Annotated in this window: 13 protein-coding genes; 10 read left to right on the forward strand and 3 right to left on the reverse strand. The window is 61.5% G+C overall.

Annotation, left to right across the window (positions count from 1 at the left end; genetic code table 11):
- Positions 1 to 21: 21 nt before the first annotated feature.
- Positions 22 to 432, reverse strand: coding sequence for a peptide-methionine (R)-S-oxide reductase MsrB (gene msrB / locus LPU83_RS44380; protein ID WP_024313793.1), 411 nt, complete (start codon positions 430 to 432; stop codon positions 22 to 24).
- Between the two features lie 268 nt (positions 433 to 700).
- On the opposite strand from msrB, the gene LPU83_RS44385 reads away from it, so the two are divergent.
- From LPU83_RS44385 to LPU83_RS44420, 8 genes are all read left to right on the forward strand, one after another.
- Positions 701 to 3,079: a putative monovalent cation/H+ antiporter subunit A gene (locus tag LPU83_RS44385; protein ID WP_024313792.1), complete on the forward strand. Its 2,379-nt coding sequence runs from the start codon at positions 701 to 703 to the stop codon at positions 3,077 to 3,079.
- Positions 3,076 to 3,495 carry a Na(+)/H(+) antiporter subunit B gene (locus LPU83_RS44390; RefSeq protein ID WP_024313791.1) on the forward strand — a complete coding sequence of 140 codons (420 nt, stop codon included), beginning with the start codon at positions 3,076 to 3,078 and terminating at the stop codon, positions 3,493 to 3,495. The genes LPU83_RS44385 and LPU83_RS44390 overlap by 4 nt, the downstream gene beginning before the upstream one ends.
- Entirely contained in the window at positions 3,495 to 3,872 is a 378-nt protein-coding gene (locus LPU83_RS44395) for a Na+/H+ antiporter subunit C (RefSeq protein ID WP_024313790.1), read from the forward strand. Before LPU83_RS44390 ends, LPU83_RS44395 begins: the two co-directional genes overlap by 1 nt.
- Positions 3,873 to 5,429, forward strand: coding sequence for a Na+/H+ antiporter subunit D (locus LPU83_RS44400; RefSeq protein ID WP_024313789.1), 1,557 nt, complete (start codon positions 3,873 to 3,875; stop codon positions 5,427 to 5,429).
- Positions 5,426 to 5,899 (forward strand): Na+/H+ antiporter subunit E, encoded by a 474-nt coding sequence (locus tag LPU83_RS44405; protein ID WP_024313788.1) that lies wholly within the window; start codon positions 5,426 to 5,428, stop codon positions 5,897 to 5,899. Before LPU83_RS44400 ends, LPU83_RS44405 begins: the two co-directional genes overlap by 4 nt.
- Positions 5,896 to 6,273: a cation:proton antiporter gene (locus LPU83_RS44410; RefSeq protein ID WP_024313787.1), complete on the forward strand. Its 378-nt coding sequence runs from the start codon at positions 5,896 to 5,898 to the stop codon at positions 6,271 to 6,273. The genes LPU83_RS44405 and LPU83_RS44410 overlap by 4 nt, the downstream gene beginning before the upstream one ends.
- A complete protein-coding gene (gene mnhG, locus LPU83_RS44415; protein ID WP_024313786.1) occupies positions 6,270 to 6,602 on the forward strand; it encodes a monovalent cation/H(+) antiporter subunit G in 333 nt (110 codons plus the stop codon). The genes LPU83_RS44410 and mnhG overlap by 4 nt, the downstream gene beginning before the upstream one ends.
- A 443-nt stretch (positions 6,603 to 7,045) precedes the next feature.
- The gene (locus LPU83_RS44420) at positions 7,046 to 7,477 is read left to right on the forward strand and encodes a Ros/MucR family transcriptional regulator (RefSeq protein ID WP_024313785.1); all 432 of its coding nucleotides are present in this window, start codon (positions 7,046 to 7,048) and stop codon (positions 7,475 to 7,477) included.
- Between the two features lie 351 nt (positions 7,478 to 7,828).
- Here LPU83_RS44420 and LPU83_RS44425 read toward each other — a convergent pair whose 3' ends face one another.
- Both LPU83_RS44425 and LPU83_RS44430 read right to left on the reverse strand, forming a co-directional pair.
- Entirely contained in the window at positions 7,829 to 8,251 is a 423-nt protein-coding gene (locus LPU83_RS44425; RefSeq protein WP_024313784.1) for a SufE family protein, read from the reverse strand.
- A 203-nt stretch (positions 8,252 to 8,454) separates the two neighbouring features.
- Positions 8,455 to 8,949 (reverse strand): DUF5330 domain-containing protein, encoded by a 495-nt coding sequence (locus tag LPU83_RS44430; protein ID WP_024313783.1) that lies wholly within the window; start codon positions 8,947 to 8,949, stop codon positions 8,455 to 8,457.
- Positions 8,950 to 9,410: 461 nt separating this feature from the next.
- Here LPU83_RS44430 and LPU83_RS44435 point away from each other — a divergent pair, with 461 nt between their 5' ends.
- Positions 9,411 to 10,943 (forward strand): sensor histidine kinase, encoded by a 1,533-nt coding sequence (locus LPU83_RS44435; RefSeq protein WP_029709925.1) that lies wholly within the window; start codon positions 9,411 to 9,413, stop codon positions 10,941 to 10,943.
- On the forward strand, positions 10,915 to 11,847 hold the full coding sequence (locus LPU83_RS44440; protein WP_024313781.1) for a peptidoglycan-binding domain-containing protein: 933 nt from the start codon (positions 10,915 to 10,917) through the stop codon (positions 11,845 to 11,847). Before LPU83_RS44435 ends, LPU83_RS44440 begins: the two co-directional genes overlap by 29 nt.
- Positions 11,848 to 11,895 lie beyond the last annotated feature (48 nt).

Here is an 11,895-nt window from a genome sequence, read left to right on the forward strand (position 1 = left end):
CTTGATCTCCGGGCCGAGGCGCTATTTCCCCGGTTCGAACACCATCGCGTGGCCGTTGATGCAGTAGCGCAGGCCGGTCGGCGGCGGGCCGTCGGGAAAGACGTGCCCGAGATGGGCATCGCACGTGCCGCAGCGGATTTCCGTGCGGACCATGCCGTAGCTCGTATCGCGATGCTCGATCACCGCGTCGGGCGAGACCGCCTCGAAATAGCTCGGCCAGCCGCAGCCGGCATCAAACTTTGTATCCGAACGGAATAGCGGCGAATTGCAGCCGACGCAGCGATAGAGCCCGGTCTCGAACGAATCCCAGTAGGGGCCGGTGAAGGCACGCTCGGTGCCATGCTGCCGGGTGATCCGGTATTGCTCGGGCGTCAGCTGCTCTTTCCATTCCGCGTCGGTCTTGTGAACTTTGGCGATTGTCGTATCGGCCATGGCTTGTTCCTTTCGCGCCGGGGGGTACGGCTTTGATTTTCGACAGCAATGTGGTGCGGGAAGCAGCATGGATCAAGGGATGCCGATCTCGGCAAAGCGGTATGAAGCCCTCGGAAGATGCGGGCAGAACCCGTTCCCTGTGGGTATCCCGCCGCCGCAAGTTGCTCCTGGTCGAACAAGGCTTGTGACCGCGCTCCTGTTCTCGTACACCTGACGGGACTTCCGGCTTTCGCCGGTTCCACGAAGCGTTGCCAGCAGAGGAGGGCACATGGCCGGTGTCACGGCTTTGACATTTGCGGCCTTGTGTCTGCCACTTCTCGGCGCTGTTGTTGCTCCCTTTCTCGTTCGCGCCTTTGGTGCAAGCGCCGCCTGGCTCTTGGCGCTCGCGCCGCTTTTGGCCTTTGCGCACTTCGCCAGCCTGCTGCCGGCGATATCGGCCGGCAAGGTGATTACCGGCGGCTATGCCTGGGTGCCGAGTTTCGACCTCCGCTTCTCCTGGCTACTCGACGGTCTTTCACTGACCTTTGCGCTGCTGATCACCGGTATCGGCACGCTGATCGTGCTGTATGCCGGTGGGTATCTGAAGGGGCACAGGGATCAAGGGCGTTTCTTCTCGTTCATCTTCCTGTTCATGGGCGCCATGCTCGGCCTCGTCGTATCAGACAGCCTGCTGATGCTCTTCGTCTTCTGGGAGCTGACGTCGATCACGTCCTTCCTGCTGATCGGGTTCGACCACGAGCGCGATGCCGCCCGTCGTGCCGCCTTACAGGCGCTTGTCGTTACCGGTGGCGGCGGCCTACTGCTGTTGGCGGGCCTACTGCTGATCTGGAGCACGACAAATGCCACGCAGCTGTCGACGCTGCTTCAGTCCGGCGATCTGCTGCGCGCCAATCCGTACTACCTGCCGATCCTGATCCTCGTTCTCGGCGGCGCCTTCACCAAGTCCGCGCAGTTTCCGTTTCATTTCTGGCTGCCGAACGCGATGGAGGCGCCGGCACCGGTTTCCGCCTACCTGCACTCGGCGACGATGGTGAAGGCGGGCGTCTATCTCCTGATGCGGCTCAATCCGGTGATGGGCGGGACCCCGGCGTGGGAGCTATTGCTGCCGCTCTTTGGTGGCGCGACGTTGATCATCGGCACGCTGCTTGCGATCCGTCAGACCGACCTCAAGCTGCAACTCGCCTACACGACCGTCTCGTCGCTTGGCCTTCTTGTGCTGCTGACCGGCTTCGGCTCCCCCTATGCGGTCGAGGCCGCGGCGCTCTACCTCGTAGCGCATTCGTTTTTCAAGGGAGCGCTGTTCCTGGTTGCCGGCATCATCGACCATGAGACCGGCGCGCGCGACATCACCCGGCTCGGCGGCCTGAGGAAGGCGATGCCGCTGACATTTGCTGCCGCCCTTGCCGCGGCGATTTCGATGGGCGGCCTGCCGCCATTTTTTGGCTTCCTCGCCAAGGAGGAAATCTATGCCGCGCTGGCCCATGGGGACCCGCGATCGATCGTCTTTACGCTGGTTGCGGTATCAGGCAACGCGCTGATGTTCGCGATCGGTTTCGCGGTGACGCTGAAGCCGTTTCTCGGGTCTGTTCTGGAAACGCCGAAGCACCCGCACGAGGCGCCGCCATTGCTGTGGGCCGGTCCCGTCGTGCTGGCACTGCTCGGTTTGATCGGTGCAGTCTTCTCGGCAACTTTTCATCATTACATCTCGTCTCCGGCGGCGTCGGCAATCCGGGGCTCGTCGAGCGTGATCGAGATTTCATTGATCCCGCAGGTCTGCGTACCGCTGCTTCTTTCCGCCCTTACGATCGCGCTCGGCATTCTTGTCTATTGGAGAATCGACCAAGCGCGTCGGATGATGGCAGTGGTACTAGGCAAGCTCGGACCGGGGCCGGATCGCTGGTTCGATGACTTCATTGCCGGTCTCGTCAGCCTGTCGGTCCGCGTGACGCGTTTTGTCCAACCAGGACGACTTGAACTCTACATCACCTGCACCTTCCTCTGCGTCGCCACGATCCTGCTCGTACCGCTCTGGCTCTACGGCGAAATGCCTGCGCTTCCGGTCTGGCCGCGAGAGGTCCAGATTCACGAATGGGCCATTTTCCTGCTCGCCGTGCTCGGCCTGTTGAGCGTTGTCATTGCGCGCGACCGGCTGACGGCGATCGTCTCCCTCGGCATCCAGGGCTTCTCCGTCGCCATCATATTCCTGCTGTTCGGTGCGCCCGATCTTTCCTTCACGCAGTTCATGGTGGAGACACTGTCGGTCGTCATCCTGGCTTTGGTCATGACCCGCCTTCGATTGTCGCCGACCGACCGGCGGCCACTCGGCCAGAAGATACTCGACGGCAGCATCGCCATGGCCTGCGGCTGCGGCTTCGCGCTGCTTCTGATGAAAGCCACGCAGGCGCCGTTCAACAACGCGCTGACGGAGTTCTTCAATACCCACTCGAAGTCGATCGCCCACGGCGCCAACGTCGTGAACGTCATCATCGTCGATTTCCGCGGTACCGATACGCTGGGCGAGATCGCCGTCGTCGCCATCACCGGCCTTGCCATCCTCGCCCTCATTCGCGTCCGCGCGCAGACCGAGCGGAAGCTTGCGGAAAACGATCCGGATGCTCCCGAGGATCTGGGAGTCGAGCGCCCGTGAACACGCTGATCTTCCGCACGATCGCCCCGGTTTTGACGGCGCTGATGCTGCTCTTTTCCGTCTTCGTCCTCCTGCGCGGCCACAACGAGCCGGGCGGCGGCTTCATCGGCGGTCTGATCGCGGCCTCGGCGCTGGCGATCTTCGGCATTGCCCGCGGCGTCGGCGCCGTCCGCCGGGCCATCATTTTCCATCCGCTGTCGGTATCAGGCGCCGGACTATTGATGTCCTGCTGCGCCGGCCTGCTGTCGATTGGCTTTGGCGTGCCGTTCATGACCGGGCTGTGGATCTATCCTGAGATATCAGGCGTCGAGGTGCCGCTCTCGACCGTCATGCTCTTCGATATCGGGGTCTACCTGGTGGTGGTCGGCGCCATCACCTCGATCGCGTTGGCGCTGGAAGAAAGGGAGGTCGAGTGATGGAGCCGCTGTTTGCGATCCTCGTCGGTCTGTTCTTCGCCGCCGCGATCTATCTGATGCTATCGAAATTCTCGATCCGCATCATGCTCGGCATCGCCATCCTCGGCAACGCCGTCAACCTGCTGCTGTTCACGGCCGGACGATTGACGCGCGAGGTGCCGCCGATCATCCCGGCCAATCTCGATGCGCTTCCGGCCGCCGCCGCCAATCCGTTGCCGCAGGCGCTGATTCTGACGGCGATCGTCATCTCGTTTTCCTTCCTCGCCTTCCTCCTGGTGCTGACCTATCGCGCCTATCAGGATATCGGCACCGACAACACCGACGAGATGCGGGTGGCCGAACCCGTCGATCCGCCGCTGCCGCCGATGGGGTACTAGATGGCGGCTCCGGCAAGTACGATCACCGATCTTTCCGCTGCGATGGTGACGGCGCCTGTGCCTTTGGCGAACTGGCTTGTCATCGCACCCGTCGCGCTCTGCCTCACCCTCGGCGCTGCGCTGTTGATGATGCGCAACTCGACGCGGTTGCAGGCGCTGGTCGCCGTTCCCGGCCTTGCCGTTCTGGTCTTGCTGGATGCCGCGCTGTTGGCAAAGGTCGTCGCGCATGGCCCGTTGACCATGGTCATGGGGCGCTGGCTTCCTCCCTTCGGCATCGCCTTCACCGTCGATCTCTTCGGCGCGCTGATGACCCTGACTGCCGCCGTCGCGGCGCTTGCCGGCGGCTTTTATGCACTGAAGGATGTGACCGAAAGCGGTCGCTGCTACGGCTTCTTCCCCTTCCTGATGCTGCTGATGGCAGGCGTCTCAGGAGCGTTCCTGACCGGCGACGTCTTCAACCTCTACGTCTGGTTCGAGGTACTTCTTATTTCGTCCTTTGGCATGTTGATCCTCGGCTCGGAGCGCGGGCAGATCGACGGGGCGCTGAAATATGCGGTGCTGAACCTGATCGGAACGACCCTGTTCCTGATCTCAGTCGGCATTGTCTACGCGGTCTTCGGTACGCTCAATATGGCCGATATCGCAGGCAAGGTGGAAAGTGTGCGCGACACCGCGCCGCTGATGACCCTGTCAGCTCTGGTGCTGCTGGCCTTCGCCATAAAGGCGGCCGCCTTTCCCGTCAATTTCTGGCTGCCGGCCTCCTATCACACGCCGCGTATCGTCGTGTCGGCGCTGTTTGCCGGTCTGCTGACCAAGGTCGGCGTCTACGCTCTGATCCGCATCATGGTGATGCTGCTGCCAGTCGAGCGCGAGCAATTGAGCCTGGTGATCGCCGCGGCCGGTGCGGCCACCATTGTCTTCGGCGCGCTCGGCGCTCTGGCGCAGGACGATATCCGCAAATTGCTCGGCTACGTGGTGATATCGGGCATCGGCAATATGCTGGTCGGCATTGCGCTCGGCACGCCGGGCGGTCTCTCGGGTGCAATCTTCTACGCCTTGCATTCCATGCTGCTGATGACGGCGCTCTATCTTTTAGCCGGACAGGCAGCCGCGCTCGCTGGTAGCTTCTCGCTGACCGACCTTGGTGGGCTCTATCGTCGCAGCGGCAGTTTTGCTGCCGTGTCTTTCATCCTGTTTCTCGCCGCCTGTGGATTGCCGCCTCTTTCCGGCTTCTGGCCGAAGGTGGTCTTGGTCCGGGCGTCGATCGATGTCGGCGCGTGGTGGCTGGCCGCCGCGATCCTGATCGGCGGTTTCCTGATGACGATCGCCTTCGGACGCGTGTTCCTGCTCGCCTATTGGCGGCCGGCCGCAGCGCCGCAGCCGGAAGCCTCCATCGGCTGGCAGGCGGGGCTGCCGCTCGTGATCCTCACGGCCCTCATTGCCGGCTTCGGCATTCTGCCGGAGCGGCTGTTGGAATTGGCGCAGGCGGCGGCCACCGGTCTCGTTGATCCGACGACTTATCTGCAGTCGGTCTTCCCGGGCGGAGCGATGCCATGATTGCCCTGCTGCTTAACCTCCTGCTGGCCATCGCCTGGGCTACCGTCACCGGCAGCGCCTCGCCGCACAATCTCATATTCGGCTTTGCTCTCGGCGCTTTGTGCCTCACCATTGTGCGCGAGCCCTATGGTAGCAGGCGATATCTTCGCCGGTCTTGGGCAATCCTGCATCTCGCCCTAGTGTTTTTGAAGGAATTGGCGATTTCCGCCTGGCGGGTCGCCGTCACGGTGCTGACGCCCAACATGCGGCTGCAACCCGGCATCTTCGCCTTTCCCCTGACTGTCGATCGCGATTTCGAGATTACGCTTCTTGCCAACATGATCACGCTGACACCAGGCACACTGTCGGTCGATGTCTCCGAGGACCGCAAGACGCTCTATGTCCATGCGCTGGATTGTGCCGATCCCGAAGCGACCAAACGCGATATCGCCAACGGTTTCGAACGCAGGATCATGGAGGCCTTCCGATGATCGCGCCGCTTGCCATCGTCTCCGCCGCCGCCGGGGTCGCTCTGATGATCCTTGGCGTCGCCTTTCTTCTGGCAGGCTGGCGGTTGGTCGTCGGGCCGACGCTGCCGGACAGGATACTGGCGCTCGACACGCTTTCGGGCACGGCGATCGGCTTCATTGCCGTATTGGCGGTCAAAACAGGCTTTAGTCTCTACATCGACATTGCCATCTCGCTGGGTCTGGTCGGCTTCCTGGCGACGGTCGCCTTCGCGCGTTTCGTGATGTCGCGCAGCATTGTTGCAGAACGGCACAGCGAAAAAACCGCGGGTGCCTCGAAAAAGCCCAAAGTGGCAGCCAAACGCAGCCGCGCAAAGGAAAGAAAGGGCAAGCCATGATGGACTACGCGGTCGCGCTTGCCGTGACGTTCCTGCTGCTTGCAGGCTCGCTGTTTGCCCTCGTCGCCGCTCTCGGCGTCGTGCGCATGCCGGACCTTTATACGCGTATGCACGCCGCTTCCAAGGCAGGAACGGTCGGTTCCGGCATGCTGCTTTTCGCCGCCGGTGTCGCGTCGGGCGAGGTTGCGGTCTTTGCGCGGGCGCTGGCCGGGTTCGTCTTTTTTCTGTTAACCGCGCCGGTCGCGGCGCATCTTCTCGCCAAAGCGGCACACCAGACAGGACACCGTCTTGGCCCTCAATCGGTGCGTGATGACCTCGCCAAAAGATGAGAGCGCTTCCGATTCAGTATTTTAAGTTGATTTTTGCACCCTTTTGCAGATTTCTTAATGGTTAATGTTTGGGTGTAGGGCAGACAATTCTTGCGAGTTGGGCATTTTTCGGTAGATATATATGAAATAATAATTGGCGTTTTCGCAAAACGGTGATATTTGGTGTTCCAAGTAGAGTTCTGATATTGAATTAGAATGACGTTGCTTATTTCCTCATTGGCTTTGCATTTCAGTGTTTACTTGAGGAAGTGGACTGCGTGATAGCGTACTAATTCGAAATCAGGCAGTATAAGAAACGGGTTTCGGCCTCAGGAATCTAGGGGTGGATTTCAGTTTTTCGAAACAGGTAGCCGTAGCCTGAGTTTTTTGCTGTTCGCTCTACGATGACGGTCTTGGCTGACGAGGCTTAGACCTTTGGAGCATTAAAACAGGAGAAACGTATTATGACGGATACTGCAGCCGGTAGCGGGCCGGAATTGCTGGTGGAGCTTACCGCAGATATTGTCGCCGCCTATGTCAGCAACCATGTGGTCCCAGTTGGCGATCTTGCCAACCTGATCTCGGACGTGCATTCGGCACTGAGCAATACATCGGCGCCGCAACCTGCAACGGCGGTTGTCGAGAAGCAGAAGCCGGCTGTATCGGTGCGTAAATCCGTTCAGGATGAGCAGATCACCTGCCTGGAATGCGGCGGCAACTTCAAGTCGCTCAAGCGTCATCTGATGACCCACCACAGCCTTTCGCCGGAAGAATACCGCGAGAAATGGGAACTTCCCGTCGACTACCCGATGGTAGCGCCGGCCTATGCTGAAGCGCGTTCGCGCCTCGCAAAGGAAATGGGGCTCGGCCAGCGTCGCAAGCGCGGCCGCGGCTGATTGTTGCCAAGAACATGATCTGAAGAGCCGGGCAGAAGCCCGGCTTTTGTGTTTTTGGAGGATAGGAACGGGGAAAATAATCCTATTTATCTCCGCCCGTCAAAAAAATGAGAAGCGGGATCGACAGAACGTTGCCCATGCATCCATTTGTTTGTCCCCGGATCACCGCCTCCTGGGAGCCGGACCATGCAAGTCGCGCGAAAGGAGAGCGTGGCGGCATGGCCGACCTCGCCGACAGGCGCTGTTACGGCATTATAGTCCGCCCGCACCGGCGCGCCGACCGCGCATGGAGCATTGGGGTGCTGAGGGCTATCGGCCAGAATTGTATTCGTGACTGGTGTCGGCGGCCGCCTAAGCCACTGCGCGTACGAGTGCTTCCTCGCGGATGCGGTTGACCATCGAGCGCAGACCGTTGGCGCGCTGCGAGGAAAGGTGTTCGACAAGGCCGATCTTGGAGAATACGTCGAAGGCATCGAGCGCAGCGATCTCGGAGGCCGTCTTGCCGGAATAGGTCGCCAGCACGATGGCTACGAGCCCGCGCACGATATGCGCGTCGGAGTCGCCCTCGAAAGTCATCACCGGATTGTCCGGGTCCCCCTCGGTGTGCGTGACCAGCCAGACCTGGCTGGCGCAGCCCATCACCTTGTTGGCCGATATCTTCTGGTCGTCGGGAAGGTCCGGAAGCGCCTTTCCAAGCTCGATCACATAGCGATAGCGGTCTTCCCAGTCGTCAAGGAAGGAGAAATCATCGAGGATCTGCTCGAGGGACGTCATGCATTCTGGCCTTTCGTTATCAAGATTCATATAGGTGAAACGTGGCCAGATTTGAACCATTAAAAAGAAACGCCGCAGAGGATGTGCATCCACGCGGCGCAGCAAAGGCTGAAAATAAACAGGGCAGGCACGTCAGGCACGAGACGTTCCGCGTCGTGCGGATCGTCGGCGCAAGCTTGGTTGCGGGAAGTCTAGTGGAATTCTCAGGTGGCGGGGCGCGGCGTCGGCAGCGGAATGGTGCCGGTCGTCACGGTGTCGGAGACGGCCTCGTCGCCGTCATCAACCGGCGGGCGATAGGGCAGCGGCTGGTTGAGGGCTGCGGTCCGTTCCTGCGCCGCGGTCTGGGCCTCGGCACGGGCCGGTGCAAGCGCCGCGACAGGAGCACTCGGCGCGATCGTCGCAACGGCAGGTTTGACGGAGTTATCGTCGCCGAAGCGGCTGTCCAACAGCTCGTAGGCGACACGGGCGCCTTCGCGAGCCCGGTGGCCGAGGGCTGTCATGGTCTCGGCGCCCTTGACACAGACCTCCGGCTTCTCGCCGCACATGCCGGTCACATAGTCATAGACACCTGTCGCCGCGACAAAGGCGTCGGAAACCTGCAATTTCGGCCGGGGACCTGTAGAGCTTTCGCCGCTGAAAAACGACAAGAGCACGAGCACAAGCCCGAACCAGAATGATCCTTTGATCAGAAACCACATCGTCGTTGCCCATCCTGATTTGCCGTTCGGTCTTGCTGCCGAATCGGTCCGGTCTTCCGGTGTGCTTTGACCTTAGAGCAGAGTTGCGAATGCCAGTTTTCGAAACTCGTCGGCATTTGCGGCAAATTTAGCTCGAATTTTAATGAACGGGATTTGCACCACATTTCAGTCAAATTGTAGCGAGTGTCGTTAAGCATGTGGCGGGCCACCTCCTGTAATTGCAGGCAAACCTTGCGGCGAAGCTGCCACAAAGGTTAATGGCAGTCCGAAATGTGAGCGAAATCCGTCGCTTACCGCCCGTTAACCGTAAAAACCAAAGCCGCTTTCAGATGCCCAAAAACGGGACATTTCGCTCTTTTGCGGTGCGGAGGCGGCTTTTCCCTTATCCTTTCTTTAAGCGCCCAAGGCCTATTGTCCGCCTTGGTAAAGAGCCTTTTTCGGGCGGGTATTGCGTGCGTGTAATGAGTAAGATCGCAGAGCGGGCGGCAGCCCTCGTGGACCGGGTAGTCGGAAGCTGGCTCTCCCGCACAGGCGGCGGTGCGGCCGTGCGCCAGCGCGAACTGATGATCCTGAGCCGGTTGGCATTGCTGTCGTCGGCGGCTCTCGTTGCAGCACCCGTCGGGCTCTCCCTGGTCACCAGTCCCGCTGTCGCACTGCCGGTAGGTGTCGCGACCGTGTGCGCGGCTTTCCTCTTCTCCGCAGTGGGCAGCATTGCGCTGTCGCGCCAGAGCACGGCAACGGCGGCGGTCGCCCCGCCCATTGCCGAAGACTTTTTCATGGAGGCAACGGCCGGTCTCGCCTTGTTCCTCGACCCACAGGGCAACGTCACCACCGTCGGCGGTCGCGACAAGCGCGAGTATCTCGCCTGGATACGCGATCCGATCGGCAAGGGCTTCGTCGACCAGATACACGTCTCCGACCGCATCCTTTTCCTGCAGGCGCTGGATCAGTTGCGCCAGGGCGAGGCGACGGCCGCCGTCGACCTGCGCCTGGAGCGCCCGTCCGTTTCGCGCGACAACCGGCAGTTTGCCTATCTGCGCATGGACCTGACGGCGCGGCATGACAGCGACGGCGTGTTCTTCAGCGTGATTGCCCAGCTGCGCGACGTCTCGATGGAGCAGCAGTTGCGGCAGGAAGCGCAGAGCCGTGCCGCCGACGCCCGCACGGCCAACGACGCAAAATCGCGGTTCCTCGCCGCCGTCAGCCACGAGCTGCGCACGCCACTCAATGCCATCCTCGGCTTCTCCGACATTCTGCTCGGCGAGTATTTCGGCAAGTTTGAGAACGAACGCCAGCGGGAATATGTCGGTCTTGTCAGGGACTCCGGCGCGCACCTGCTTTCGGTCGTCAACACCATGCTCGACATGAGCAAGATCGAAGCCGGCCGCTACGAGCTATGCCTCGAACCCTTCGACATTGCTGCCGTCGTCCGTTCCTGCGAGGCAATGCTGGCGCTGCAGGCGAAGACCAAGGGTGTGACGCTGACGAGCCGCGTGCAGCGCGGTCTTGACGAGGTCGTTGCGGATCAGCGCGCGATCCAGCAGATCCTGATCAATCTGGTCGGCAATGCCGTGAAGTTCACTGATGCCGGCGGCGCGATCTCGATCGATGCCTCGATGCGCGACGGCGTTCTGAACCTTTCCGTCAGTGATACCGGCATCGGCATACCGGGCGACAAGCTGGAAATGCTCGGCCAACCTTTTGTCCAGATCCAGAACGACTATAGCCGTCGCTTCGAAGGCACGGGGCTCGGTCTGTCGCTGGTGAAGGGTTTGGTGGCGTTGCATGGTGGCGACTTCGCTATCGCCAGCACGCCGGGCTCCGGCACGATCATCACGATTTCCATCGCAGCGGATGGCTCTGGCGTTCCGGCTGCGGGTACTGCCCGCAACGATCTTGTCGAGTTCCCGCCGCGACTGAAGGCTGCGCCGGCGCTTGTCGGTGTTTTGGAAGAAGGGCTTTTCGATGGCCGCGAGCAAGCGAAAATCGCCTAAGGGAAGGAGGGGCCGGCAGCAGAGGCCGGGCCTGCTTCTCACCGGGGCATCCGTCGTTGGCGGATTGGGACTGCGGGGCGCAAGCGCGCTGGGCTGCGTGATTGGCCGCAACCCGTCGGTTGCTGGCGGCACTGCAGCCTTCCTGGTCATCTTCAGCTTCGTTGCCGCCAACGCGCTCTGGTATCAGCCGGGCGCACATCCGCATCCGTTCCTGCGCACGCGTGATGCGCTTTTCCCGAATGTGCTTGGCGGCCGCCCGGCCGCCGAGGAGCACAGTGGCAACGTCACGACCTTCAAGATCGAGCGGCAGGACGAGGCCGACGCCACGCAGACCAATGCGACGCCGCCGGCCGCTCCCGGTGGCCAGCGGCCGAGCCAGATCGTCATGGACATCCAGACCGAGCTGGTACGGCGCGGCCTCTACAACGGCACGCCGGATGGCGTGATTGGTCCGCGCACCAGTGCGGCGATCCTCTTCTTCGAGGAAACCGTGGGCATGCCGCAGACGGGCGACGCGACGCCCGACGTGCTGGCAGCGCTGAGAACGGACTCGGTCGGCCCCTCGGCGGTTCCGCTGGAAAAGCCGCCCGAGGACGTGACCTCGAAGGAATCCTCTGAGGATCCGGTCGCCGCCGCCATCCGCAGTGCCGAAAGAAACATCAAGACCGCGCCGACACCCGCAAGGAAGGCAGTCCAATCGGCGGAACTGTCGAGCGTCGACCTCGTCTTGAAGATCCAGAAGGGTCTCAGCAACATGGCCTATGCCAATGTCGGCGTCGACGGCGTGCCGGGCGAACAGACCCGCACCGCCATCCGCCACTTCCAGAAGCACTACAACCTTCCCGAGAACGGTGAACCCAGCGAGGCGGTCCTGAAGAAGCTCAAGGAAATTGGCGCGCTCTAAAGGTTGCCGCAGTAGCGACACAATTATAGCGCGAATCTCGGGCGAGGA

The organism is Rhizobium favelukesii (assembly GCF_000577275.2).
GTDB lineage: Bacteria > Pseudomonadota > Alphaproteobacteria > Rhizobiales > Rhizobiaceae > Rhizobium > Rhizobium favelukesii.